The 25,247-nt window shown below is 45.1% G+C and carries 25 protein-coding genes; 4 read left to right on the forward strand and 21 right to left on the reverse strand.

The genetic code is table 11. From position 1 onward, the window contains the following. Positions 1-87: 87 nt before the first annotated feature. The 4 genes from B7992_RS02605 to B7992_RS02620 form a co-directional block, all read right to left on the reverse strand. Positions 88-1,305: an HD-GYP domain-containing protein gene (locus B7992_RS02605; RefSeq protein ID WP_083538196.1), complete on the reverse strand. Its 1,218-nt coding sequence runs from the start codon at positions 1,303-1,305 to the stop codon at positions 88-90. Positions 1,306-1,450: 145 nt separating this feature from the next. Further along, positions 1,451-3,748: a caspase family protein gene (locus tag B7992_RS02610; RefSeq protein ID WP_088665523.1), complete on the reverse strand. Its 2,298-nt coding sequence runs from the start codon at positions 3,746-3,748 to the stop codon at positions 1,451-1,453. A gap of 12 nt (positions 3,749-3,760) precedes the next feature. After that, on the reverse strand, positions 3,761-4,546 hold the full coding sequence (locus B7992_RS02615; protein WP_073236058.1) for a hypothetical protein: 786 nt from the start codon (positions 4,544-4,546) through the stop codon (positions 3,761-3,763). Then, positions 4,546-5,049, reverse strand: a complete 504-nt coding sequence (locus tag B7992_RS02620) for an RNA polymerase sigma factor (protein ID WP_073159717.1) — start codon at positions 5,047-5,049, stop codon at positions 4,546-4,548. Before B7992_RS02620 ends, B7992_RS02615 begins: the two co-directional genes overlap by 1 nt. Before the next feature lie 200 nt (positions 5,050-5,249). On the opposite strand from B7992_RS02620, the gene B7992_RS02625 reads away from it, so the two are divergent. Beyond that, complete coding sequence (locus B7992_RS02625; RefSeq protein WP_073286222.1) at positions 5,250-6,905, forward strand: bifunctional diguanylate cyclase/phosphodiesterase; 1,656 nt, start codon at positions 5,250-5,252, stop codon at positions 6,903-6,905. After that, positions 6,905-7,261, forward strand: a complete 357-nt coding sequence (locus tag B7992_RS02630) for an Hpt domain-containing protein (protein WP_073159713.1) — start codon at positions 6,905-6,907, stop codon at positions 7,259-7,261. Before B7992_RS02625 ends, B7992_RS02630 begins: the two co-directional genes overlap by 1 nt. Before the next feature lie 87 nt (positions 7,262-7,348). On the opposite strand, the gene B7992_RS02635 is transcribed toward B7992_RS02630, so the two are convergent. Both B7992_RS02635 and B7992_RS02640 read right to left on the reverse strand, forming a co-directional pair. Further along, the gene (locus B7992_RS02635) at positions 7,349-7,672 is read right to left on the reverse strand and encodes a hypothetical protein (RefSeq protein WP_073159711.1); all 324 of its coding nucleotides are present in this window, start codon (positions 7,670-7,672) and stop codon (positions 7,349-7,351) included. 45 nt (positions 7,673-7,717) lie between these two features. Then, entirely contained in the window at positions 7,718-8,479 is a 762-nt protein-coding gene (locus B7992_RS02640; RefSeq protein WP_073286219.1) for a hypothetical protein, read from the reverse strand. A gap of 130 nt (positions 8,480-8,609) precedes the next feature. On the opposite strand from B7992_RS02640, the gene uvrC reads away from it, so the two are divergent. Beyond that, positions 8,610-10,490 (forward strand): excinuclease ABC subunit UvrC, encoded by a 1,881-nt coding sequence (gene uvrC, locus B7992_RS02645; protein ID WP_073286216.1) that lies wholly within the window; start codon positions 8,610-8,612, stop codon positions 10,488-10,490. Positions 10,491-10,495: 5 nt separating this feature from the next. Here the strand turns inward: uvrC and B7992_RS02650 are convergent, their stop codons facing one another. Then, positions 10,496-13,201 (reverse strand): TIGR02171 family protein, encoded by a 2,706-nt coding sequence (locus B7992_RS02650; protein ID WP_073286332.1) that lies wholly within the window; start codon positions 13,199-13,201, stop codon positions 10,496-10,498. Positions 13,202-13,687: 486 nt separating this feature from the next. Between B7992_RS02650 and B7992_RS02655 the strand changes: the two genes are divergently transcribed. Beyond that, the gene (locus tag B7992_RS02655) at positions 13,688-14,332 is read left to right on the forward strand and encodes a formate/nitrite transporter family protein (protein ID WP_083539829.1); all 645 of its coding nucleotides are present in this window, start codon (positions 13,688-13,690) and stop codon (positions 14,330-14,332) included. Positions 14,333-14,423: 91 nt separating this feature from the next. Here the strand turns inward: B7992_RS02655 and B7992_RS02660 are convergent, their stop codons facing one another. From B7992_RS02660 to B7992_RS02715, 14 genes are all read right to left on the reverse strand, one after another. Beyond that, positions 14,424-15,419: a bile acid:sodium symporter family protein gene (locus B7992_RS02660; RefSeq protein ID WP_073287327.1), complete on the reverse strand. Its 996-nt coding sequence runs from the start codon at positions 15,417-15,419 to the stop codon at positions 14,424-14,426. A 25-nt stretch (positions 15,420-15,444) separates the two neighbouring features. Next, the gene (locus tag B7992_RS02665; RefSeq protein WP_217650920.1) at positions 15,445-16,389 is read right to left on the reverse strand and encodes an ADP-ribosylglycohydrolase family protein; all 945 of its coding nucleotides are present in this window, start codon (positions 16,387-16,389) and stop codon (positions 15,445-15,447) included. A gap of 150 nt (positions 16,390-16,539) precedes the next feature. After that, positions 16,540-17,301 carry a hypothetical protein gene (locus B7992_RS02670; RefSeq protein ID WP_176421821.1) on the reverse strand — a complete coding sequence of 254 codons (762 nt, stop codon included), beginning with the start codon at positions 17,299-17,301 and terminating at the stop codon, positions 16,540-16,542. A 110-nt stretch (positions 17,302-17,411) separates the two neighbouring features. Next, on the reverse strand, positions 17,412-17,609 hold the full coding sequence (locus B7992_RS02675; RefSeq protein WP_073159696.1) for a hypothetical protein: 198 nt from the start codon (positions 17,607-17,609) through the stop codon (positions 17,412-17,414). A gap of 14 nt (positions 17,610-17,623) precedes the next feature. Beyond that, on the reverse strand, positions 17,624-18,019 hold the full coding sequence (locus B7992_RS02680) for an ATP-binding protein (RefSeq protein WP_254794916.1): 396 nt from the start codon (positions 18,017-18,019) through the stop codon (positions 17,624-17,626). A gap of 14 nt (positions 18,020-18,033) precedes the next feature. Further along, a complete protein-coding gene (locus B7992_RS02685; protein WP_073159692.1) occupies positions 18,034-18,315 on the reverse strand; it encodes a hypothetical protein in 282 nt (93 codons plus the stop codon). Beyond that, positions 18,308-19,420, reverse strand: coding sequence for a YhcG family protein (locus B7992_RS02690; RefSeq protein ID WP_073159690.1), 1,113 nt, complete (start codon positions 19,418-19,420; stop codon positions 18,308-18,310). Before B7992_RS02690 ends, B7992_RS02685 begins: the two co-directional genes overlap by 8 nt. A gap of 292 nt (positions 19,421-19,712) precedes the next feature. Further along, the gene (locus B7992_RS16510; protein ID WP_175547663.1) at positions 19,713-19,889 is read right to left on the reverse strand and encodes a hypothetical protein; all 177 of its coding nucleotides are present in this window, start codon (positions 19,887-19,889) and stop codon (positions 19,713-19,715) included. A gap of 79 nt (positions 19,890-19,968) precedes the next feature. After that, positions 19,969-20,751, reverse strand: coding sequence for a hypothetical protein (locus B7992_RS02695; protein WP_073159688.1), 783 nt, complete (start codon positions 20,749-20,751; stop codon positions 19,969-19,971). After that, a complete protein-coding gene (locus B7992_RS02700; protein WP_073159686.1) occupies positions 20,739-21,281 on the reverse strand; it encodes a hypothetical protein in 543 nt (180 codons plus the stop codon). The genes B7992_RS02695 and B7992_RS02700 overlap by 13 nt, the downstream gene beginning before the upstream one ends. An 80-nt stretch (positions 21,282-21,361) precedes the next feature. Beyond that, complete coding sequence (locus B7992_RS02705; RefSeq protein WP_088665524.1) at positions 21,362-22,918, reverse strand: hypothetical protein; 1,557 nt, start codon at positions 22,916-22,918, stop codon at positions 21,362-21,364. 10 nt (positions 22,919-22,928) lie between these two features. Beyond that, a complete protein-coding gene (locus B7992_RS02710) occupies positions 22,929-23,681 on the reverse strand; it encodes an abortive infection family protein (RefSeq protein ID WP_073159682.1) in 753 nt (250 codons plus the stop codon). A 75-nt stretch (positions 23,682-23,756) separates the two neighbouring features. After that, a complete protein-coding gene (locus B7992_RS16265) occupies positions 23,757-24,479 on the reverse strand; it encodes a hypothetical protein (RefSeq protein WP_139258476.1) in 723 nt (240 codons plus the stop codon). A 27-nt stretch (positions 24,480-24,506) separates the two neighbouring features. Beyond that, on the reverse strand, positions 24,507-25,247 hold a 741-nt coding region (locus B7992_RS02715; RefSeq protein ID WP_176421823.1), incomplete at its 5' end, for a hypothetical protein.

Consider the following 25,247-nt stretch of genomic DNA (forward strand, 5'->3'; position numbering starts at 1 on the left):
TCTCGCGCTTGTCTACCAATTTAGAAATTAGCAATTACTATTCTAAACCGTTAAACACCAGAAAGAACGATAAGTGTCACCTAATAATTAGGCAATTTCATCCATGGTCTGACGGATAGGATCCTTCATCCCCAAAAATACGTCAACAAGGATAGGCTCAAAATCCGTTCCGCGGCCCTTTTCAATAATGGAAAAACATTCATCAAGAGGGATTGCATCGCGGTAACAGCGTTTCTGCGAAACTGCATCGAATACGTCGGCAACAGCCATAATGCGAGCAGCCAGGGGAATATCCTGTCCCTTTCGGCCTTCCGGGTAACCGCGACCATTCCATTTTTCGTGATGGAACTGAGCCACGTCATAAACGATCTGCCTATACCCGGCATTACCAATATGGGAGAAGGTCTGACGAATAATTCGGCCACCCTGTTCCGCATGGGTTTTCATAATGGCATATTCCTCGTCGGTCAGCTTTCCCGGCTTCTGCAAAATATGATCGGGAATGGCAATTTTTCCAATATCGTGCATAGGAGCCGCATTCACCAAGTCGTGAATAAAGTCGTGGTTAATAATATCCTTGTACACACCACGACGGTGCAGTTCCTTCACCAGCAATTCCACATAACGGCTAGTGCGCTTGACATGACCACCCGTATTTTCGTCACGGTTTTCAACCAGGTTCGCAAAACCCATCACCATGTCCGTATTCAGTTCCTTGATTCTCGCCGTATCTGCAATCTGCCGATCCACCAGCTTTGTGGTACGGGCAGAAATAAAATAGATCAAGCTACCGATACTAAAAATGCAGAGGGTTCTAGGCAAAATGCTGAACAGCACCAGACGTTTAAAGACCAGGAAGTTCTGGTCGGGAACGCAACCCATATAGAAACCGGCAAATTGCCCCACAATGGAAACGCCCACCGTCAGGAACCAAATATGCAAAGTCAGCTTCCTAGAAAAGTAAAGGCAGGCCAGGGCGATAGGAAACGCATACACCACCACCGCATGGAACGAAAGGGTGGTTTCGATAACCAGCAAGAACAGGCTGGACAGAATCACATACAGATACTTTAAATTCGGGTTGGCATTATCCACAAAACGGTTAATGACTGTAGGAGCCAAAAGCAGCAGGGCACTCAAACCAAAGGCAGAAAGCATCACCTTCTGGTCGATAATGAATACCCTGCAAAGGTTCAGGATCAACACCAGAGAGAAAATGCAAAGAGTCATCCGAAGCACTCTAGCCACAATTCTATTAGCTTCGGCCTCGTTCTGACGTACTATAAAATCACTATGCTTAGCCATACCATACCTAAACTAAAACTAAATGATAGGCAGAATTTACATTTCTTCGCGTATGTTTTTTGTAAGAAAATAAAAAAGTCTCTCGAAAAGAGGGACTTTTTTGCATTTTTCACGTTTTTTGAGGATTTTTGAAGATTTTGAGGATTTAGAATCGCCCAAATGTTATACCGGCATACATTCCAGGCCAGAATTTCGCCTTATGACCGTGATAATTCCAGTCGTCATGCCACTTTCCCTTGGGTTCCACGAGGATTCTTTCGCCATAACCCTCCGTGGCCAGATTCAAAGTTGCGCCGGCGGAAAGTCCGATTCCCTGAATCAGCCTGGCGGTACCGCCAAGACGGATACGATGGTGGAAATTTCCCTTATAGTCCTCTTCCTCACGGTCTTCGCCGTACTTATCCGTAACGTGGAGGAACATGTACTCCAGTTCAAGATGAGTACCGTACTGGCCGAACTGGGTTCCGAGACCGATGCCGTTCTCATAGACATCCTCGAATTCATCAAAACCTTTCTGAAGGGCTCGGGAGAATTCAAGTGCCGTAAACAGGTAGGCCGTACCAAAATGAACGGACATGGCGGGGGCATTCATCTCGTTGATGGATCCGGTAAAACTCCATACACCATTTCCAACGATATTGATAAGACCGATAGGAGTCTTTTCGGCGTGACCCACCACGTTGATGACACCCCACTGGCGGCCCGTCGCCTTACCGGCTACATTGATAACAGCAATCTGGGTATCGTCAACCTTCTTTGCCACGTTGATGGCGCTAACCTGAACATGGGCATCCCTAGCGACATTTATCGTACTCACCTGAACGTTAGTCGTTCCTACAATGTTGATGGCACCCACCTGGGTTGCACTTACGGTATCCCTGGCGATATTAATTGAGCCAACCTGAACTCGTGCGCTCCTTGCTACGTTAACGGCACCTACCTGAACCGCATTGGGACTTGTATTCGTTATGACATTCACAGGACCGATTTGCGGACCATCCATATGTCCCGCATAATTAAAGCCACCGGAAAGTTGCAACCCCTGGAAATTTTTCTTGCCGATATTGAATATCGGGGAAACCTGCATACCGTGCATATCATTTTTAGCCAGGTTTCCAATCAGGCTTGCCTGAGCGCCAATCATAATATCATCCGACTTCGACAGGAACACACCCATCATCAGGCCCTTACGAGGTTCGTGGGCTTTATCCGCCGCATTAAACGTTGTTCTAAATCTGCTATTATGATCCAGGGAATCAAAGCGGGCTTCCATATTCTCATCAACAACAGAAGACTTGATTTCGCCACGAGCCACCGTCTTTTCGGCGGATACAGCCTTAAAGTCTCGAACGGTCACTTTCTGCTGTTTTCCATTGGTAAGTTCAACATTCGTTTCATTCAGGTCAGCATTCCCTTCTAGACGAACCGTGTACTTTCCTGCAGGAAGACCAAGGCTCATCGATCTACCGGACTTCTTATAAAGTTCAGCTACCAGTTCGTTCGAGGCGTCACGAATAAAAACTCGACCTTCTATACCTTCATCCAAAATCATACCGGCACTAGTACTGCGCAGGTCCGTCATCACCACATCACCCGTACCCGTCAGATTCATGTCTCGACTGGGGTGCTGAGCTCCACCCATGGTGGTCTCCGTCTTCTGCAAAGTTTCGTTAAAGGCAAACTGGTAAGCCTCGGACAATGTCACCTTGCCATCGCCGCTCAAGTCTCCCGCACCGCGTAGACCGCTCACCAGGGAATGGGTAAAAAAGGAACCCCTCAACTTATCGCTTTCCTGGCTAGCTTCATCCTGGGTACTGCTGGTAATAAAGGCATAGCCCTTCATGTCGCTACTCTGGTCTACCATGAAGGCAGGAACAGCCACACCTCCCTTGGCTCGGGTAATGGCACCGGAACCACAGGCATCGATGACAGCGATCTTCACATCGGCATTCAGGGCATCTACACGTTTGCGGAATTCCTGCCAGCTGTAAGTTTCTTCACCTAGATGCAGTCCCTTTTCGTCGGCATGGCCACTGTAATAGACAAGCACTTCCTCACGGCCGCTTTTCCCCTTGCCCTTCGCCAGGATTTTGTCCACATTGTCAAAGTGGGCATTCAAAAAAGCCACACTAGGTTCCTGGATCAGGTAGACATTCTTCTGACCGACTCCACCCATATCTCTAAGCACCGCCGCGAAAGATTTGGCATCGGATTCCGCATAGCGAAGAACAGGTCGTCCCTTACCGCCATTGTTGGCGCTAATGGCAATCACATAGCGATCGATGGTCGTCGAAGGCAACCCCGGAGCAACTGCGGCAGCAGCATGAATGCGACCCACCATAAGGAACAACATGGCAAAGGAAAGCAGGCAAAGACCAATCATACTTTTCCATGGTCCCGCACCAACCACACTATCAAAAACCTTAATCAACACCTTTTTCATTTTCAACCCCCGCTACTTTTCCAATTTGCTTACCGTAAATTCAACAACCTTAATGCCTTCCTGCTTCAAGGATGCATCAATATCATTTCCATCAATGGCAAACGTATTCCTGGACGTCATCAAAAAGAACTTTTCAAAATGAGGAGCGTCATCTAGTTTATACGCAAAAGGCAAAGTCACCATTTTACCCGGTTCCAGAGCGATGGATCCAGATCCATTACCCAAGTGCACCGTCAAGACGCCGTTACCGTCCATGCTAAAGAGAATGCCGTAACACTTCTCAGGGACCGAGTAGCGGAGTTGCAATTCATCGCCTTCGCTAGCGGCACCCAGATTTTCCATCTGGACAGCGGTTTCACCATTTTTCTTCCAGACTTCCATCCGAGCTTCCAGCCCCTTGATGCGGGTTCCATCATCAACCGAAACCATAGCGACTTCAGAAGTTGAACCGTCAACACCCTTCACGCCAAGATTCCTTTCGCCACCCGATACAAAAACTGCAGCAAAAATGCCCAGGGCGATAACCATGACGGCGGCAACCTTCAAAAACAGACTGGGAGCCACCATGCGAGAATCACCGGACATTCCCCTATCGATTTCATCAAGTCGGGGTGACAAATTGCTAAAGGGATTGTCCGCCAAAATTTTGGCATTTTCGTCACGCATTGCCTGCAGACGAGCACGGAAAATTTCATCAGTCGCTTCACGACGACGCAGTTCCTGCATTTCATCAGAAGGCAGGTCCCCTGTCAAATACTGTTCCAATTTCAAATCGGATACATTCATTTTCGTTTTCATTATTTGACCTCCAAATTCTTAACCTTGGATTGCAGTGTGCGTAAACGTTTACGAACTCCGCTTACAGAAAGTCCAACAGCTTCGGCCGTCTCTTCCAGAGTCATTCCATCCACAAAGTGAAGTACGGCCATGGTACGGGTAGACTCGGGCTCCTTCGAAAAAATCTTTTTCAGGACACTGCCGGCTTCGTAGGCATCCACCTCATCGTCTAAAGACGCCAACTGCAGAAGCAAGTCTTCACTGCAGGTATTTACGCCACGGCGGGCCTTATCACGGATCCGATTCAGGCATAACCTGGTTGCCGTATTCCACAGCAGACTAGATGGAGAGGACAAATCCAGCGAGTCACGACGTTCGTAAATCCGCAAAAATACGTTCTGCATCATGTCACTAGCCTCCGCATCATCTTTCAACAAGGCGACGCATCGGCGAAACACCATTGGCCCATAGCTTTCATAAAGCCTGGAAAAAGCCATCTTGCTTGCGATTTCTTGCCTATTCATACCCGTGTAACACTACTGGAGATCAAAAATGTCACCCAAATTTAGAAGTTTTGCCCCTCTATACACGAAAACAATGTGATAATCCTCATTTTGTTATTTTTTTCTCACAAAACTTGTTTTTTTTGGTTAGATTTATTGAGAGCGAAGGGAGCCAAGCCCCCCTGACCAGCCCGTATCTAAATTTTTTACATGAGTACGAAATGGTAAAAAATGAAATTTTGATTGTCGATGACTCCGAAATCAACCGCGAGATGTTGCGGCTGATTCTTGAAGACGAGTACGACATCGTAGAGGCAAGCAACGGCCAAGAAGCCATTGATATAATCGAAAAGGGCGACCACGTATTTCGCTTGGTACTTCTGGATTTGGTCATGCCCGTCCTAAACGGATACGAAACCTTACAGGAATTCAACAAGAGGGGGTGGCAACACAAGCTCCCCGTCATCATCATTTCCGGCGACTCCACCGACGAAGCCCTGTCTAGAGCATACGATCTAGGCGCCGCAGACTTTTTTGCCAAGCCTTACAACCCGCAGATCGTTCTGCGCCGTGTAATGAACGTAATCGCCAGCCGCGAATACTCCTATAGAGATTTACTTACCGGAGCCTATAACCGATCTGGCTTCCTCCAGATGGCCAACAATTTCTTGCAAAAGTGCGAAGACCGTACCAAGTACGCCGTCATGTTCTTTGACGTTAAGAATTTCAAGGCCATTAACTCTGTCCTCGGAACAGAAGGCGGAGACGCAGTCTTAAAGCAGACCTACAGAGGAATGTCGGGCGCCGGCCTGGAACCCATTTTCGTTTCTCGATTCGAGGCAGACCACTTCGTGTGCCTAGTCGAGGCCGACAAGATCAACATCGATGCGATGATGCACGAGAACAACCAGGTTCTGGATTGGACCGGACGCAGCATGCAGTTCCGTTTCCGTACCGGCATCAGCTATATCGACAGCGATGGAGACGTCATCAACTTTGTGGACCGCGCCAAGCTGTCCCTTAGCTACATCGAAGACGAATATCTTAAGCCTTACGCCATCTTCGACGACAAGATGGCCAACAACTATATCAACGCCGCTTCCGTGACTTCAGAATTCGACACCAGTATGGCCAACGAAGAATTCAAGGTCTATTACCAGCCGATCATGGAAGCCGCTACCGGAAAGATCGCTTCTGCAGAAGCCCTTATTCGCTGGATTCACCCCGTTCGCGGTTTCGTACGCCCCGACCTGTTCATCCCAGTCCTCGAAAAAGACGGCTTCATCTCTAAGCTAGACCTGTTCGTAGACCGCAAGGTAAACCAGGTTATGCGACGCTGGCATGATCAGGGACTTCCGACCGTGCCCGTTTCCGTGAACCTTTCCTGGATGGACTTCTATGACCAGGACATGATCCAGAATATTCTTGACCATGTGGCACAGCGCGTCACAGCACCTGGTTCCGTACGTTACGAAATTACCGAATCCTCTTTCGCCGCCCTCAAGGAAAATCGCGGAGACGTTTTGAGCGCCCTGCGTGAACAGGGGGCATGGCTCCTGATGGATGACTTCGGCAGCGGTTATTCCTCCCTGGGCATGTTGATGCACTACAAGTTCGATATCCTGAAAATCGACATGAGCTTCGTGCGCCAGCTGGAAAACAATCCCGATGTCAAGCACATCGTCAAGATGATTATCGACATGTGCCATCTTCTTGGAATGAAAGTTGTGGCCGAAGGCGCCGAAACAGAAACCCAGGTCAACATACTCCGCGAGGATAACTGCGACTACATCCAGGGTTACTATTTCAGCAAGCCCCTCCCCGAAGAAGACTTTAAGCAGTTCCTTGCCAAGTGCAAGGCCGAAGGAAAGATATAATGACACTCCAGGAATTGTACGCAAAGATCAACGGCAACTACGCCGAAGCCCAGAACCGACTGATGAAGGAATCCTTCATCGAAAAGTTCGCCTTGATGTATCTGAAAGACGACAGCTTTGTTTCCTTGCAGAACGCCATCAGCGCAGGGTCTATTCCCGACTGCTTCCGTGCCGCACACACTCTGAAAGGTGTTGCAGCCAATCTGGCCTTTACAGAATTGCAGCAGGCAGCCTCTGAACTGACAGAGCAGCTCCGTCCCCAGACGGCTCCCGCCGACGCCGCCATGGTAGAAGTCCTCAAGGTGGCCCACGAAAAGGTTGTAGCCGCATTGAACGAATACAACGCCAGCAAGTAGGCTTTGCAAACGAGCAAGGCGAAAGAACAGTTTAAAAAAACGGGATCCTGATTTTTATCAGGACCCCTTTTTTAATCTTTAATGGGATTAAAGTTCTTCATTTCTGTTAGACCGTTCCATACCTTCGTCAAGCAGAAGGTTCAGGTTCTTGAGATCCTTTTCCATCTGCTCGTAGTAGGCCTTGGCACGGCGAAGCTGCTTTCGCAACTCAAAGATTTCAGACGTCAGTTCCACAGACAGCAAGGCTAGACGCTTGCGGTTATCCATCTGGAACTTTGCCGAACGTTCAAAGCGCTGATCGATAAAATCACCGATCTCCTTAAGTTCCGCATCAGGCAAATCCGTACGGATCTGGATATGTTCCTGAGCAACGGAAACGCTAACTGATCTAAGAGGTGCGATTTCTGCCATTTTACTTCATCCCCACGCCGAATGGATCTTCATCCATCAGCCAGTTTAGTCGAAAAAACTTGTCTGCGAGCCCTCCCCGCTCGCACGACTCTTGGATTCTTCCTTTTCTTCTGCGCCATGAACTTCGATGGTGGGCAGATCCTCTTGAGCAGGAGCCTGTTCCACCTCGTCGGCAACTTCTTCAACAGCTTCTTCAACGGCTTCGACAGATTCTTCCGCTTCCTGAACGTCGTCAGTTTCTACAGAAGGTTCCTCGATGCTCAAGTCGGTGCCCAGTTCGTTTTCGATGGTGGCCACCAGCTGATTGAACTTTTCCTGGGCGTCAGCGATTTCGTCGGACTGAGCCTGGAGCTGATCCATGAGTTTAGCAATGATGGCGTCCTTTTCTTCCACCTTTGCATTCAGGGCGTTCAGCAATTCAATCTTTTCGTTGATAATGCCATTCAGAGCCGCAATGTCGCGATCCTTTTCGGCAGCAAGATTCTTGAGGTTGGCAATGCTCACCAGCTTTTCGTTCAGAGCCTGTTCCTGTGCATTCACCTGATTGACGCGAGCGTCCAGGGCAGCCTTGGCGTCTGTAAGACTTGCACCCACAGCGGTCAGCTTGGCATTGGTATCGCTAAGGTTAGACTTCAGGGACGCAATGTTGGCGTTTGCGGTATCCAGCAAAATGCTCTTGTCCTGCAGCTGTGCCTTGGCATTTTCCAGTTCCTTACGAACCTTGGCGTTTTCCTGTTTGAGGGTGCGCACAGTCCCCAGGACACCTTCGACCTTCTGGGAAAGCGCATTCATATTTTCAAAATTCATCTTCGCTCCATAAGTTGAAATTCTTTGAAACTTTTCCTATCATAAGATAACTAAATTTTCATTGGAACTTCTAGAAGTTACCGCTGATTTTTATAAAAAATGTACTTGAAAATTTCGGGGAAAAACCTTCATGATTTCGGTTAGTGAACACATCCAGCGCAGACTGAACGAACTGCCCGATCGACCGGGTGTGTACATCATGAAGAATGCCTCCGGTAAGATCATCTACATCGGAAAGGCCAAGGTTTTAAAGAACCGCGTGCGAAGCTACTTCGACGGTAGCGACCATCAGGGCCACCGTGCCGCCACCCTGATGCTCCCCTACATTCGCGACATCGAATGGATCATTACCGAGACCGAAGAAGAAGCACTGATCCTAGAAGCAAATCTTGTTCGTAAACACACGCCCAAGTACAACGTCTTGCTGAAAGATGACAAGCATTTCCCATACTTGGCATTCAGTGTGCGCGAGCCATTCCCCAGGCTGTTCCTGACCCGATCCGTCAGGAAGGACTCCAATCAGTATTACGGACCCTATATGAGTTCCCGCTATGTGGACAAGCTGAAGGATATTTGCGCCAGGCTGTTCAAGATCCGCGAATGCAATATGGAACTGCCGGCACGAACGCCTCAACGCCCCTGCCTGAATTACCATATCGGAAGGTGCAAGGCCCCCTGCGCAGGACTCGTCAGCCGCGAAGATTACTACAAGGACGTCATGCAGGCAAGACTCCTGCTAGAAGGCAAGCGGGATGACCTGCAGGAAATCTGGACTCGTGAGATGAACGAGGCTGCCGCCAACCTGGACTTTGAAATGGCAGCCAAAAAAAGGGACGCCATTCAAGCCCTTCAGTCCACAGGTATCCACGCCAAGACCGACACTTCCGACCCGAACCTTTCCCTGGATATTCTGACGCTGCGCCGCAACGGAAGCCTAGCCGCCGCAGTCATCCTGGAGTACCGTGCAGGCGTTCTTACAGGCAGACGCCACTATCGGCTGAAATGCGAACTTGAAGATGACGAATCCGAAATTTTCCGTCAGATGATTCTCACCTGGTACGCCGAAGCGGAATTCATTCCCGGAGAAATCGCCACAGACATCGCCCTCCCCGAAGATGCGGCTCTTTTGCAAGACGCCCTGACGCAGCAAGCAAAACACAAGGTCTATTTCAACAACCCACAGCGAGGTGAAAAACTGGGCTTCCTGAAATTGGCAGGTGCCAACGCCGACATGATCCTCGTAGAAATGCGGGCCGAAGTACAGAAGTACAGTGAAATCGACCAGAGCGTCTTCGAACTGCAAAAAGTTCTAGGTCTCAAGAAGACTCCTTTCAGAATCGAGTGCGTAGACATTTCTCACTTGAGCGGCACCAACACGGTGGCAAGTCTCGTGGCCTTCAAGAACGGGAAACCAGACAAGTCCAACTACCGCAAGTTCATCATCAAGACCGTAGAGGGTGTAGACGATTTCGCCAGCATGCGTGAAGTCATGACCCGACGTATCCGCCGTCTCGAAGATGAAGGCACACCCATGCCCGACCTGTGGGTATGCGATGGCGGTAAAGGTCAGGTGGACGCCACCATGCAAATTCTGAAGGAGCTGGGACACGATCAGGATTTACCGCTAATCGGTCTCGCCAAACGTCTCGAAGAAATCGTATTCCCCGATGACCGAAAGAGCATCGTGCTGCACAGAACTAGCCCCGCCCTAAAACTCCTGCAGAACGCCCGTGACGAAGCCCACCGTTTCGCCATCACCTACCAGCGCAGCAAACGCAAGAAGGATCTGGAAGTGGAATGGCTAAAGCAGCCTGGCGTCGGCCATGAAACCCGCATCAAGATTCTAAGCAAATACAAGAGTGCAGAAGCCTTTATGGCCGCTCCGCTCGAAGATATAGAAATCCTGTTGGGAAAAGTCCGCGGAAACAAACTCCGCGAACAGATTGCTCAATATTGCGCCGACTTTATTACACCTGACTTTGATAAGGATCCAGAACAGGATCAATCTTAAAGGGACTACTCCAGAGTCTTGAGAAGAGAGTCCAGTCGTGCCGTCAGCTGCTTGGATCCATAGATATTCAGGTGGTCATAATCATACGCCATGGAAGACGGGTAATCATGATCCCCCATCTTATTTTCATCAAACAGGACAAAATACTTTTCAAGTTCATCCAGTTCTTTTAAACGTTTGATGAAATTTTTTGCCGTGCTGCGAAGCATACCATGACGACCATACTGGTCTGTTTTCTTATAGTAGGGGCTGATGGGGAAAACAACACCTATTACATACACTCCATTTTTTTTTGCCATTTTCAAAATATTCAAAAGTTCCTGGTAGTTTCCTTCTGGATTCGGGCTATCCTTATCCCACCCTTGTTCCAGAATTTCAGCAGTACCATCTTCGCCATACCAGCCATTCTGAACATCAGTTGCCGCCTGCCCTCTGTAATAATCAAAGGTCGTCATAATATCTTCATTTTCCACCATGCTTTTCTGGGAAACATCCACAAAACCCTTGAGCAAACCATCCTTCCAGAAGTCATGATTGATATCGTACTTGTACCCCAGAGCTGAGCCCTGGTTTTCTAGAATAGCAACCCCATCTCTATCCCTCCACAAATCAAAATCAATACCTACAACAAGGAACTTAATATTACGGCAATGGTTCAGCACATAATTTTCAATTAGATAACGACTGCAATACATATCGCAAGGAATGACAGCCATATTCAAGGCATTTCTCAAAAGACTGGAAGAGAATCCCGCATTCATGTGGGAATTGCCCAAGCCCACAATTTCAAGGGAGTCCTTGTAATTCCAGAACAGCCTTAACTTGTACGAAAGATAGTGGGTAGCCTGATCTTCGCTATAATAAGCGGCCGCACTATCCAAGCTGAGTTTCTGATCCAGTTCTGCATCCAGTTTTTCAGTCCATAGGGAAGGGTGCCATAATTCTACACCTTCAACCAGTTCAGTCACGCTGGAATCTTTTGTATTCACGGCAACAACCTTGGAATGGGCGCCATCCCCGTTAGTCAAAGTTGCAGCGATCAAATTTGACGAGGCCCATTCGGTATGGTCAAATGCATAACCCGAAGGAGCGCCAATAGAATTCACCAGTTCACCGGTACTATCCGCAATCAGGATCCGTTCGTGAACGCCATATTTTTCGCCCACAAAATTCTTGTCGGTCTTGTCCCCAAAATCAAGGAACAGGGTCTGCCCATTTCCGGATTTCGACAAAGATACATTGCAGGCCTGTTTCGAATCAAACCAGACGGTATCAACATCTTTCTTGTGAGCTCGCAAAAGTTTCGATCCAGAAACGGCAAAATTTCCCTGGACGCCACCATGATAGGATCCGTCAAACAGTTTTTTAGGCTTGCCAAATTTTCCACCAGAAAAAGGAACACGCCATGTTGACTTTTTCATAAAGGTAGATTCATCGCTATTATCGCCGGCATCCGAAACGTACACGATAACGGTATCTCCGCTTTCAAGAACATTCCACCTAGGTATGGCCGCCGATTCAACATCCAGTCTTATCGCAGGCTCGCCGCTTGCATTCAGCTTGCGAACATAGACAGAGGATTTTCCAGAAACACCTTCAAGCCCCGTGCAGAACGCCACCCACTTTCCATCTGGCGAAATTTCCGGATGGTAGGAATCAATGGAATCTTTTATTTCAACAACAGAAAGGAACGCATTCGAGTAATCCACATAGGCCAGGCTCCCGCGGCTGTCATCTCGAAAAACCAACTTGGCCCGATACGCCCCCGAAAGTTTTCGAACTGTCGCAGAACTGGCTAGAGGAGCCACAAAGCTATTCTGAGCCAATCCTGTTTCAGACAACCACACCGCATTGGGAATTGCACCGAACGCAAGACGGAAACCCACATAGGACGCCCGGGTCGTCGAAGTCACGACATACACATCCCCGCGGCTGTAGCGGTTAACAAAGGAGGACTCGTTGCGAAAACTTCCGCCCTTCAGAACACGTTCCCCAAGACTCCCCCCATTGGGAGCCCCCACATAATTTGAGATAGTGGTATCCCTGAACAGGCCCAACCAGTCGTTCACCCATTCGGACACGTTACCCTCCATATCGCAGACCATGGATTTTTTCCTGGAGCATACTTTTTTAGGAGAATCAACGTCATCATCTGCAGTCCAACTGTTACGGACATTCCAATCCATGTTCGCGGCAAAAATCCATTCCGCTTCGGTAGGCAATCGGTAGGCATTCACTTCCGGATGAAAAATCAAACCTTCTATACCATTGCAATGACCTTCGCCGTCATAGGAGGCCTTGACATAGGTGTATGCCGTATCCAGCTTTTCGTTCTTGCTCTTGGCATTGGCATAAAGAACCGCATCATAATAATTGACATTGGAAACAGGCAGACTATCCTTTTGGCAATTTACCGACTTGTCAAAGGATTTGTATTCGCCGCAAGTGACCTCATGATCTTGGATGGAGTAATCATAATCAAAGGTGACCGTCATTTTCGGACGTTCATTAGCCTTGGCCGTACCGACATCAGTTCCAAGAACAGTTGATTTCCCTGAAGAAAGAACCCTTACAAAACCAGGGCGTTCAGAATCCTCTTCCCCCAACGGGCTAGAACTTCCACCGTCATCGCACCCCAACAGAAGCGAAACAGAGAAAAGCACCTGAAAAACAGGGAAAAACGCAAATTTTGAAAACCTAAATTCTGCCATATCCACAAAAATAAGTTTTTCAGCCACTCCAGATAATCATATTCTACAATGGGTCCTCCAAATAAGAAAAAATTATATCTTAAAATGACTTGTCCCGTGCATCCTAATTAGGTATATTACGCCTAGGCATCCTCACGGATCAACGCCCGATCTAACAGTATATTAAAAGCTCGTCGCTCTTACGGTACAGTTTAGGCCCACGGCTCCCTGACTTGGCTTGACCATGCTTCAAAGCTTAAAAAGGTGGGAAAAACGAAATCCTGAGGCACTGCTATCTTTTTTAGAATAGTAGTATCGAGTGTTTCGCCGTGGAACGGATGCCATACTTTTTTTAGACAAGGGAAGGCTTCGCCCTCCCTAAAACCCTCCTGGGCAATCGCGAAAGCGATTGCGATTTTGGATTGAAGCCGAGGGGTAATTTTGACGGTCCCGCTTTCCTTGGAGCGGGACTTTTTTTAGGGTGCAGTTTTTTCTATGTTTTGGGGTATGATTAAGTCTATTTTTGCCGGCCTGATGATTAGCGTGGGATGCGTCAGCTTCCTTTCTGTCGACAACAAGATTGCAGGAACATTCCTGTTTTCCCTGGGTCTTTACACCATCATCCTGCTAAAGTTCGACTTGTTCACCGGCAAGGTGGGTTACCTTTCTACAAATCGCAACCTGGCTTACCTAAAGTATCTGGGCAAGGTCTGGCTGGGCAACCTGATCGGCACTACCGTTGGGGCAGCCACCGTTGCGGCCACACGCCTTACCATCAGCACAAGCGCTCTGGTTGCGGTCAAGCACAACGACAATTTGCTGAGCCTTCTGATCTTGGGAGTCTTCTGCGGTATGCTCATGTTCATCGCCGTCGAAGGCTACAAGCGCTGCGGCAACCCGCTGATTGTCGTATTGCCTGTCATGGGATTTATCCTTTGCGGTTTTGAACACTGTATTGCCGACATGTTCTACTTTGCCTTCGCGATTATCAAGGGCATTGCAGGCGGTATCGCGGGCGGGAACGTTGCGACCTTCGGCGGTGTTAGTGAAATTGGCAGCACCGTGCTTCGTCTCGCCGTTATCACCATAGGTAACCTGATCGGCGGTTGTCTGGTTTGTTACGCCAGCGTGAACATCAACAAAGAAGCTTAGTAAACAACCTAAATTTTATACAGGAAAGGCCCGCATTTTCGCGAGCCTTTTTTTTAAAGATTGCATTTTTACACTGCAATTTTTATAAAAATTATCTGGAATTTTTCCTGTCCAGTTTTGCAAAGATTCCTGCAAGAACCGTACCGCTAATGGAATGGTAGGCACAGCTGATAGCGCAGGGAACCACACACAGGGCGGCTTCAGGATGGGCCGCAATATTTTCGGGATTGGCGAAAAATCCAGCAGCGAGGACGGTAGCCATTCCCGCATTTTGCACGCCAACTTCAATAGCGACGGTACGCTTCTTGGCGGTATTGAACTTAAGAATGCGACCTACACTGTAACCCAGCACATAGCCCAACGCATTATGGCAGAACACCACCGCAAGCACCAGCAGTAAAAGGGTTATACCGTTTGCCAGCAAGTGAGGGCGAACCGTCACGATGACGCCACCCACAATAAGCGCAAGTCCAATGACACTGACGCTTGGCATGTTGGCCTGCAGTTCCTTGAATCCGTCGCGATGTCCAAAAAAGTGATTGCAGAGAAAACCGATCATCACGGGGCCGATGGTCACATAGAGAATGTTCAGGAACATGCCCACTGCATTCACGTTGATGCTGGTGTCTGCAAGCCACAAGACCAGCAGCGGCGTCATGACGGGAGCGAGCAAGGTGCTGACGGTCGTCATTCCCACGGAGAAAGCCACATCGCCCTTCGCCAGGTAGCTCATCACATTGCTGGAGACGCCACCGGGGCAGCAGCCCACCAGAATGATACCTACAGCGAGATACGGATCCAGTCCGAAAACTTTCGTAAGGCACAGGGCAACCAGCGGCATGATGGTGTACTGAGCCAAGGCGCCAGCGCAAATGTCCAGCGGGCGCTTCGCCAGGTTCTTGAAATCCTCAATGCGAAGGGTCAAGCCCATGGACAGCATGATGATTCCGAGAATCACGGAAGAAACATTTCCACGCACCCAGGCGAAAGTGACAGGAGCAAAGAAGGCAACCACCGCGCAGGCGATTACAAAGAGAGAAGTAAAGGTGGAAAGAAAACGGGTCACCGCCCTGATTACTTTAAGCATGGCCCAAATATAAAATGGTTCCGTCTTACTTGCAAGCCACGAATTTCTGGAACCGGATTAGCATTTTCAACATTCGTTCATCCAGGCGGTTGACGGTCTCCTGCTGGATTTCTACAGGAATGCCGTAGACAGCTTCGGCCATGGCGCAGGCGATACAGCAGAGGGTATCGCTGTCGCCGCCCAACGAAACAGCCAGGCGGGCTACTTCCTCGAAGGAGTTCCCTTCACGGAAGGCGCAGAAGGCCTGAGGCACCGTATTCTGGCAGGATTCATCCATATGGTAGGTGGGGCGGATCTTGTCGCAGGTCATCTTGCTGATGGGGTATCCGTAGGTACGTTCCACATAGTCGAGGATTTCCTCCTTGGACTTACCTGCACGACCTAGGAAAATGGCGGCGGCCACGGCCTTGGCGCCCTTGATTCCCTCGGGATGATTGTGAGTGACGCGGGCAGAAACCTCGGCAAATTTTTCCACATCTTCCAGAGTATCGTAAGCCCAGCCCACCGCAGAAACTCGCATGGCGGAACCGTTTCCCCAGCTGTTGTAGGGCTTTGGATTCCTGTCTACCAGCCAGTAACGGAAATTTCCACCGTAGCCTGCATAGGGGAATGCCTGCCCCCACTTTTGCATGGAAGCGACCATAGCCTTTTCGGTCTTTTCAAGGTCGGGTTGACCGCCCACAGGTTGACCGCCCGCGAATCCAGCCATTACCGCTTCCGCCACAGCCACCGTCATGACGCTGTCATCGGTCCATTCCGACGCACGATTGAACAGCGGGAATTCCGTGGTCTTGATGTTGTTGCAGTCAAATTCGTAGGGAGCCCCGATAGTATCGCCAGCGATAGCCCCCAGAAGGCAGGTGTCCTTTTTTAAACTTAACTTCGGCGCTTTATTTTCCATTTCGCCCCAGCAAATGTTACTCGCAGCCTTGCGGAAAATTTCCTTCATTTTCTTTTCTTGTTCTGTCATAAAGACTCCTTTTCCCTCTTTATCGTTTTAAAACCAGCTTTTGTAAAGCCCGCATGATGCAGGCGCCAGCATTAATTGTTACACCGTAAATGTAACCGAAAAGAAAGAGGACAAGGTCGCCTGGAAAGCGACAGAAAAATGGTCCAGGAATTAATGAGTCACTTCAATCACATTCTTATTGGGCTGCCGCTGGGCGTAATATCCTTCCAGGATCTGCAGGATGGATTCCTTTTCCCGCAGGACAAGGCGACGATGGCTCATGTAAAACTGCTGGGCAGAACAGCCCTTCAAAAATTGAATCTGCTGGTAAAGCAACTGCACGTTGTAAAAATCGGGACCGTTATGATTTACCGTAGGGTAAGTGGAATCTCCCAGGAAAGCGATAGCGTCACGGGACTGCTCGCCGCAACAATCGCAATCGGGTACATCGTCGCCTACAGTGAGCATCAGGGAACCTTTGGCGTGACTGCTGGGAATTGGCTCAATGCAAATCTTTAAACCATCTTCAAACTGCAAGGGCGACTCAACAACCTGAGTGCCGCTGCGGGCGCGAATGTTTTCATCGCAATGGCGGAAGGTCTCACGTCCAACGAAAAGGTTGTCGAAGGAGACCCGCGAAAGGTTGAAGAAATGGTCCCGATGGAAATGGGAAATGACGATATTTTTCTTGAGTGGGACAGCATCTTGATGCAAGCGCGGCGCAGTTCCCTCAAGAAGTTCTCCCACAGAAACATCGCAAGGCAAATTGTTCACAAAATCTGCGGCCTCATCCGAGGCGCCAACATCAAAAATCCACCAAGCGGTTTCCCCACGGATGGCATAAACATCCGCACTCAACGGCCCCTTTTCGCTAGGGTTCGATGCTGGCAGATGAAGGATTCTTGATTGCAAATCGCGGAACATGATTCTCAAATGTAACTATTTAGAATGCGCAGCAAACTTTTTGGAGATTTTTTGTCACCAAAGACATCCTTTTAGAAATTTAGTGACACAAAACACAGAACACATCCAGCCACGGCTATTTAAACCGGGGCTTCAAGAAAGTGTGTGGGTAGCCCAGCACTCCAAACCAGCAACAAATGCCAGATTTGCAACATGCAATTCAGCATGTCGTTCATGAAATAGTGCGCGTTGCGGTAAGCGATAAGCCCACCATCGCGATACCTGCGGACGGTGCTGTCGAACTGGGCGTTGAGATCTTCAAGTTTTAGTGGTTGCATAGTTATTATCGGAGTCACTTTTTCAAAGAATATGTCCTATTCTTGTTCGCTCCGTTGGAGACAATTTTGCCTTCTTCTACAAGTTCTGTGATATAGTCCTTGGTACGAGAAATCTTCAAACCAATAACATCTGCAATTTCTTGAGACCGGGCTTCTTCGTGTTCAGCAAGGTATTCGACAATCATTTTCTTGAAATTTATCGCCGATTTATCGCCGATTTTTGAATTCTGTCGGCGATAAAAGTTCACTCGAAATATGTCTCCGATTTCGGTGAATTCAGGGAGAGCTACGCCGTATTCCTGACACATCGTATTAATTCGCTGGAAACCGGACCCCCATCCTTCGAGAACATGAACCTTTTCCAAAGTGCGGGCAAGAGTCTTGTTACGGACGGACGAGCGGCCACTCAAGGCCTCTTCCAAAGTCAGCGTTCCGTAAAGAGTGCCTGGCGAAGAAATCTCCACACGTTCGTTGCCTTGTCATGCGAACGACCTGCAAGCAGGTGCAAGTTTTCCAAATCAGCCTTTGTGATTTTTCGTTTGGAACGTTTTGAAAAATCCTTGCATAGAAAATCTATATCGGCATCGGTCGCCTTGAGCGAACGATACGGAAGTTCATCGTAAGAGATGTTTTTTCCGCGATTTTCAAGTTCACTAAGGGCCGCCAAATCAGCGTTGCGAATGGTTGCCGAGGAGACATTAGCCATCCTTAGGTCTGTCAATTAACCCCGATTCCAATTCGTTGATTGTCGGAATTAAGCCTTCAACTTTTGCAGGGTATAATTTTTCAAGTTCAAAATCTGAAATACCTATTGGCTGGTTGCTCGATTCCAACGCATATTGGGCTAACAAGCGATCTTTACTCTTACAAATAAGCAGACCAATTGTAGGGTTATCCTCTTCACGCTTTAAAATGTGATTTGCGGAAACAACATATCCACCTAATTGACCTACATCTTGAAAATCGAATTCACCCATCTTAACTTCGATGACGACATAACATCTAAGAGTAAGGTGATAGAATAGCAAATCAATAAATTTTTCTTTTTTTCCGACCTGCAGCCTGTACTCCTTGCCCACATAGGCAAAACCAGACCCCAGCTCTATCAAGAAATTAGTGATATTGGAAAGTAAAGCCGACTTTAACTGTTTTTCGTTATACTCCTTTGTCACGCCGGCAAAAGCGAAACTATAAGGGTCCTTTGTAATTTCTTTCGCAAGATCGCTAGTTGGAGATGGTAATGTCTTCGAAAAATTGGTAATCGCCTTGCCCTGTCGCTCATATAGGTTTGAATCGATCCAATTCATAAGCGAAGAACGGCTCCACCCATTTTCAACAATCTGCCCTACAAAGAAAAGCGCTTTGGGCGGATTGTCAGAGAATTTATCAATGAGCAAACGATGGTGGCCCCATGGTACTTTAGGCAATTCTTCCGCAACTTGCGGAAATATTTGCGGATACAATTCTTCCGCAACTTGCGGAAACAATTTCTTGGGATCCGAATAAAGCTGATAAAATCGCTTTGCATATCTCAAATTCCCTTCTGTCAGCCCCTCCGCATCTGGCAACAACTTTCTTAAATCGCGGCTAAGAGTGGCATAAAATTTGGTGCCATACTTATTATCAATCTGCTTTTCGAGGATGTCTTTCCCAACGCTATAATAAAATTTCAACTGCTCCGAATTGATGTGAACAGAAGCCTTGATCAAATAGCTTTTATATCTTGATGACAACTGTTTGACCCATTCAAGATAATCCTTATCGAGAATGGTTAAAGATTGTTTTTGCCCGTTTTCACTTTTTCTACTCATGCAAGACCTCTCGCCCTAAATATACTCACAATCAGATGTCACAAAATGTCAAACCGGCGTTTTTCCGAAAAAAAACATTTTCTCGTCTAAAATTTTGCCGTTTTTCGTTCAATTTCGCCAATTTTCGTCTAAAGTTCGTCTAAGGTTCGTCTTTAAAATTGCCATTTAGACGAGCGGGGGCAATAGATTGAAGCGATACTTATTTTCCGAGACTTTTCAATTCCTTCCTATCTTTATTCTTCCAGAAGGTGAGACCGTTTCGGGCGCCTCCGGCAACGAACGCAGCCGCCATTCACGGGACCACGGGGTGGCTCCCCTTGCCGCCAGAAGTCCGAATCAAACTTTTCGGCAGCAAGATGGAATAGTCGCCGAAGAGAAGCTTGAAGTTCTTAACGACAACCTTCTCGACCTCTTCTTCGGTCTTGAATTGAACCTTGGAATAGAATGTACCAGTGGGAGTGAAGAGCATGGGGGAGACCTTACATAAAAAGTTCTTTATTTGAGTTCGTTATTATCCATTTCCATTATTCAAAAATTTTTCATTCTAGTTAGCACTCAATTATTCTCATTGCCCAACCATTAGACCAATCTTCTCGTTCCTCATTTTTCCAAACAATTTCCTTCCCCTCCTTATAAGCAATAAATGCCGCATTTCTATTTTTTTGCTCTCTTGGAACATTGAAATTTAGAAAAGCCATTCTACCATCCGCTCGCTCACTCATATACTTCAGTCTATTTTTATACTTACCATACATAGCTTTTAATGGAGTATGCGTTGGATTGAAAAGGATATCGTATTTCACACTTCGAATGCTACCACCACCAAATTGATAACGTAATCCATCAACTCTATTATTATCATTTTGACAATTATGAAGGATATTTAATTCGCCACAAATTAGAATTAGAAATTTTTTTTGATTCAAACTCACTGTACGTTCATTTGATTGTATCTGTCGCCATAATTCTTCATATAACGACTTTGGCGCTTTACTCGTGGCCAATAGTTGACATACAGGACCCAATTTTTTCTTTCCTTTTTCAAAAGCATATAATCCATATGGCGGTACTTTATTTTTCAAAATACGTTCATTATTCATTTCGAAAATAATTGAAAACTTCTTAAAAAATAGGCCAACTTTATTTACAATCTTCTCTACACTTTTGTCAGATTGTGTTTTTTTATCAAATAATGTTGAACCTGAAAATAACAAATACGTCACATTATTATTCAAGGCAAAAGTTCGTATTTGCTTGAATAAATTCCAACGAGTTGCATTATTAATCGTATTCCACGAATTCTGAAATGAGACCAAACCTATTTTCGCCATATACACTCCGATTTGAGCAATCGTTTAAATTTTGCTACATCTTTTTTATTTTTATGGTCTAAATCGCACCACTTATATTCACCTAAAGGAATGCGAATAACTTTTTTCACCTCTTCCGGACATATTTTCGGAAGAAAATCGCGAACAGAATCATACCAAGCACGCTGTTGGTTTCTATACTTGGGGTCAGGGTCCTTAGACCTTATCTTTTTGCACATTCGCTTGTATGATTTTACATCATATGAAAACTCAAAACCTTTTGGATAGTTTTTCAATGCTGTATACCGCTCTTCCGTAAAATGCTGCGACTCATCTATTTCTATTAAAAGTTTTTTTGATGGTATATATAAGTCAGATTCACATAGATTTTTCACCCTAACAAAACGTTTATTCCTTCCACAACTCTGCAGCGCCTTATATATCTTGCTCAATGATTGATACACTTTCTTCCCTTCATAATCTGCCAATCGGACGGAAGCAGTTTCAAATTTGGGTTTAAACTCAATTTCATCATAGATTCTGAAGAACATTGCATAAATTACACTTTTACATTTATTGCACCGACAATCATGTGGCATATGACATCTCCTTATGAAAATCTATGACCTGATTATTTAATCCTGTAAGTTTCCAAACATTCAAACAGTAGCCTTTTCAAGCCTTCATTGTTCAAATGTTCCTGAACCGCATCATACTTGATCCTATATCGTTCACAGCCAACGGCCTGGCCAGAAGAGCATGGAAAACGAAATGTTTTACAGAAAATCGGTTTGCTATCATCATCCCAACTATACGAATTATCGCCACTATACTTACAGAGAAAACAATTCCTCACATCTTGTTTCTTTAATTTAAAAACAGAAATGGCTGCTTTAAATTGATCCTTGTAAGTAGGAAAACCTAATTCTTGTTCCAATCTTGATGTTGGGATAAGGATATATTCGACGATAGCTTGTTTTTGCTCTAAAATTTTTTTCTTAATGTCCGTAATTCTGTGTTCGCTCAATGGCATACAGCGACCATTTTTGTAAACTACTATGGCGTTAAAAAATTGTCTCTTGCAATCTAATTCATTTTTCTTTTCAAAATTTAAGAAGCGGACTTTAGAGCCCTCCTGAACCACAGAGCATTCTTGCCACGGATATGTATCAGAATCTAGATTGATTGCATACTGAACAACACGCCCATCATCACCATATTCGCAGGTTTCCGACAATCTTAATCCAAACTGAAATCGTATTTTCGCCTTTTTCCCATTCGTAATGATTAAATCTTGCGAGAAGTTTTCAGCTTTATCCTCTTTTATAAACGTATTGAACATCTCTGCTAAATCAAATCGGTCAAATCCTGTAGGCTTAACGCAACGCCCTTTTTCTAAATGAGGGCAGTTTTTTGATTCACATATTTTTGTGCACGAATAAACGAGTTCAACTGATTGTTCATTCTGCTGATAATAGCGAAAGTAATCTAAAAAGTGCTGTCGCGCTTTATCAAGACTTTTTAAACAGATTGGTTTTTCTGCAAGCTTTTTTGAATTAGGAATGTTAAAGCATTCTGTGAATGTGTTGTCTATTTTTATATCGCCATCGTTCAATTCAGGTTTTAAGCACTTTAAATCAGCTTCCTCAGAAAGGCTTATTTCTACAATAGGAATATTTGATTTAATTTTTTCTTCAGACGACGGATGATTTACAAATATTTCAATATAAACTTTTTCGCCATCATCATTAGTTAGCAAGATATCTGGCGTCAAACCTGTATCAGGATCATATTTTTCTACCTCATAATGATTGAAGTGGGGAAAAAGTTCAAATTCTTCGTATTCCCCTACGTTTTCAACGCAATGGTCTTTTCCTAAAGGACAGTCAGGATTTACACATATTTTCGTTTGAAGAAAATCAACCAACAATCTTTTATTTATTTTCTTCGCCAATTCAAACAAATCGACAAACATCTTTTTCCCGACTTGATGCAAATATGTTTCGGGATTGCATATACAACCTGGAGTATGCCTAAAATGACGTTCTCGCTGTTTTCCAAGAACAGCCGTCAATCCATTATTGCATCCAAAACAAGTAAAGCAATGAACCTTTCGATACGCATCAGTCACCTCACTGATGTTTTTTAAAGAGCCATCATCACTTAATGCATTCTGCCAGGTAATCATAGGCTAAACATTATTTCCTATTTTCCACAACAGCCAAAATAAAATCAGCAACGATTCTTGAAGAATTCACAAATAATCTCGCATGATAATCTTTTATATTTATGCGCCGGTTCCCAAGGCCATGAGCATCACTTCCCTTATTTCGCATTTGAGAAATTGAATCTACAATTTTATTCAGACCGGACAATAGATTATTTATTCGAACATCAGTTTCTGCATCTTGGTGCATACTATAAAGTTTCTTAACTTGTTTATACAAATCATCTATTTTCCCATTATCATTAGGTTTCTGATTTTGTTGTTCAATTGCAAAACAAAAGACTTCTTCTACCAATGTTCTTGATTTAGTAATTGCACTGTCATAATCGCCATTCTCTATATCATTCAACGCTCGATTTGACAAACTGACAATATAATCACGAGAGACTTCTTTTATTGCAGGAGTCTCCGGAGATAAATCTTCTACATCAGAGTCAAATGATATCTGATACTCAACATTCACTATTTCTGGAGCATGATCTCTATATGGATAAACAGATATTACTGCATCAAAGATTCTTTTTTTATCAACCGCACTTAATGCATTTAGCAAATCTGTTTCTTTGGGTGGAGATTTGATGAAATATGTGCTTATCGTAGAGAATAAATAATGTCCATAAGTACTTGATTCCGAAAGTTCCCCTTCGGAATGAATTAGTAAATCCGCAAGATTTGCGTGGTTCCTACTTATCAGAACTCTTCGAATTTTTTGAATGTTGTCCATTTCATTCCCCAAATACCTTAGCTAGTCTTTTTGCTTTAAATTATTTAAAAAACATGTTCATTTTTCCAATTCTTTTCATCTAAAAAAAAGTCCTTTACTTTTAAAATTTGGACTTGATGGATGAGCTGAATATAGCAAATCAACATTTTGATTAGATTTCCAAATCGAATCTAAAGATTCCTGCACCAAAACATTCAATGCATTCATATATTTAGGTTTATATTTATTCCGAATGTTTGGATTATTCATCATTCGATTACACCGATTTATGTACGATTTTATGGTACTATTTTGCTTTGAGCATGTGCAGGCATTTATAACTGCAAACGGCTCAAGTCGCCGCATTCGGCGTTCAAAGTCACTTTTACCAAACTTTTCCCAAACCAATCTAAATAATACATCCCGCTTTTCGTGATCAATCGAATCTAAATTATTACTACATTGATAAGATATTGCTTCAACGAGATACAATAAAACTTTAGGCGGGCAAACTCTATGAGAAGTTCTGCTTCCATAGGTTTCTGACAACAAACTCGCAATATTTTCATCAATAGATATTCCCGTAGGACCATTTGCAGGACGAATAGCGGTTCTCGTACTTTGATTATATTCACTTTTATGGGGAGATTCGAGTATCAGAACAACTATAGGCAAGGATTCATCATTTTCAGATTTTTCTGAAATAGAGCTATTTTCTATATTAACAACACATCTATATTCATCAGGACAGGGCTTGTCTGTAAAACAAGGTTTTCTATAAACGGATTCGCACAACGCTTTAAATTTTCTATTGTACATATGCTACAAAAAAAACTTTTTGACCAATTATATCGAAATATTACTGAATTCTATTTCGCTAATATTAAGAACTTCTAGTTTTTCTTTGTATTTACTCCACATTCTTTTCTTAAAATCAGGATCTGTTTCACCACTCCATTTTTTAGGTGCAAAAAAATGCTTTATGGCAGGATAAATTGCATTTTGTTTTCCTGTTGTTATTCCAACTATTTTTTCTGCAATTTTTTTAGCAATCACTTTATTTTTAAACGGATCCTTTGAGCCATAAGGACTACAATCTCTTCTATTATCATCAATAAAAATTTCTGTATAGGGTTCTGCTAATCTCACAATTTGATCATCATTCAATACATCAAAGAAATAATCTACATATTCAGAAAGTGCATTTTCGTTTTCCCAGTTCATCCATTGTTTTAAGCCAACAACAATAGAATTGACAATTGAATCTAGATTAATATTACTTTTGGGACAAATGCCACATTCTTTCAAAATGTGGACGTATGCTGAACTATAATAAAAATCATTGTTGCCATCATGTCGCTTGGCGTATCCTTCAAAATTTTTTGATAAATGCTTTATGATAATCTCATATGGATCATCCGCATTCGACTCTAACAAACATTGTTTTAGAAGCATGCTATATTTATTAGAAATATATGCAGTGGTATTTGGGTATAGCATTACTGCATTTTCTAGAAAACTAGCACATTTTTGGCTCTTCATCAACATGTGTGGGTGGCTTCGCCACCCTTTTTTGTTGACATTCGC

This window comes from Fibrobacter sp. UWH1 (assembly GCF_002210365.1).
Taxonomy (GTDB): Bacteria; Fibrobacterota; Fibrobacteria; order Fibrobacterales; family Fibrobacteraceae; genus Fibrobacter.

What these genes read in the sequence shown, in the direction of transcription:
- B7992_RS16265 (WP_139258476.1), bottom strand. Translation starts at nt 24,479, where the DNA reads ATGTACAATAGAAAATTTAAAGCGTTGTGCGAATCCGTTTATAGAAAA.
- B7992_RS02690 (WP_073159690.1), bottom strand. Translation starts at nt 19,420, where the DNA reads ATGAGTAGAAAAAGTGAAAACGGGCAAAAACAATCTTTAACCATTCTC.
- B7992_RS02660 (WP_073287327.1), bottom strand. Translation starts at nt 15,419, where the DNA reads ATGCTTAAAGTAATCAGGGCGGTGACCCGTTTTCTTTCCACCTTTACT.
- B7992_RS02685 (WP_073159692.1), bottom strand. Translation starts at nt 18,315, where the DNA reads ATGGCTAATGTCTCCTCGGCAACCATTCGCAACGCTGATTTGGCGGCC.
- B7992_RS02695 (WP_073159688.1), bottom strand. Translation starts at nt 20,751, where the DNA reads ATGGCGAAAATAGGTTTGGTCTCATTTCAGAATTCGTGGAATACGATT.
- B7992_RS02605 (WP_083538196.1), bottom strand. Translation starts at nt 1,305, where the DNA reads ATGGCTAAGCATAGTGATTTTATAGTACGTCAGAACGAGGCCGAAGCT.
- uvrC (WP_073286216.1), top strand. Translation starts at nt 8,610, where the DNA reads ATGATTTCGGTTAGTGAACACATCCAGCGCAGACTGAACGAACTGCCC.
- B7992_RS02610 (WP_088665523.1), bottom strand. Translation starts at nt 3,748, where the DNA reads ATGAAAAAGGTGTTGATTAAGGTTTTTGATAGTGTGGTTGGTGCGGGA.
- B7992_RS16510 (WP_175547663.1), bottom strand. Translation starts at nt 19,889, where the DNA reads ATGCTCTTCACTCCCACTGGTACATTCTATTCCAAGGTTCAATTCAAG.
- B7992_RS02710 (WP_073159682.1), bottom strand. Translation starts at nt 23,681, where the DNA reads ATGGACAACATTCAAAAAATTCGAAGAGTTCTGATAAGTAGGAACCAC.
- B7992_RS02700 (WP_073159686.1), bottom strand. Translation starts at nt 21,281, where the DNA reads ATGTTCTTCAGAATCTATGATGAAATTGAGTTTAAACCCAAATTTGAA.
- B7992_RS02640 (WP_073286219.1), bottom strand. Translation starts at nt 8,479, where the DNA reads ATGAATTTTGAAAATATGAATGCGCTTTCCCAGAAGGTCGAAGGTGTC.
- B7992_RS02630 (WP_073159713.1), top strand. Translation starts at nt 6,905, where the DNA reads ATGACACTCCAGGAATTGTACGCAAAGATCAACGGCAACTACGCCGAA.
- B7992_RS02635 (WP_073159711.1), bottom strand. Translation starts at nt 7,672, where the DNA reads ATGGCAGAAATCGCACCTCTTAGATCAGTTAGCGTTTCCGTTGCTCAG.
- B7992_RS02625 (WP_073286222.1), top strand. Translation starts at nt 5,250, where the DNA reads ATGGTAAAAAATGAAATTTTGATTGTCGATGACTCCGAAATCAACCGC.
- B7992_RS02615 (WP_073236058.1), bottom strand. Translation starts at nt 4,546, where the DNA reads ATGAAAACGAAAATGAATGTATCCGATTTGAAATTGGAACAGTATTTG.
- B7992_RS02655 (WP_083539829.1), top strand. Translation starts at nt 13,688, where the DNA reads ATGATTAAGTCTATTTTTGCCGGCCTGATGATTAGCGTGGGATGCGTC.
- B7992_RS02620 (WP_073159717.1), bottom strand. Translation starts at nt 5,049, where the DNA reads ATGAATAGGCAAGAAATCGCAAGCAAGATGGCTTTTTCCAGGCTTTAT.
- B7992_RS02650 (WP_073286332.1), bottom strand. Translation starts at nt 13,201, where the DNA reads ATGGCAGAATTTAGGTTTTCAAAATTTGCGTTTTTCCCTGTTTTTCAG.
- B7992_RS02675 (WP_073159696.1), bottom strand. Translation starts at nt 17,609, where the DNA reads ATGCAACCACTAAAACTTGAAGATCTCAACGCCCAGTTCGACAGCACC.
- B7992_RS02665 (WP_217650920.1), bottom strand. Translation starts at nt 16,389, where the DNA reads ATGACAGAACAAGAAAAGAAAATGAAGGAAATTTTCCGCAAGGCTGCG.
- B7992_RS02705 (WP_088665524.1), bottom strand. Translation starts at nt 22,918, where the DNA reads ATGATTACCTGGCAGAATGCATTAAGTGATGATGGCTCTTTAAAAAAC.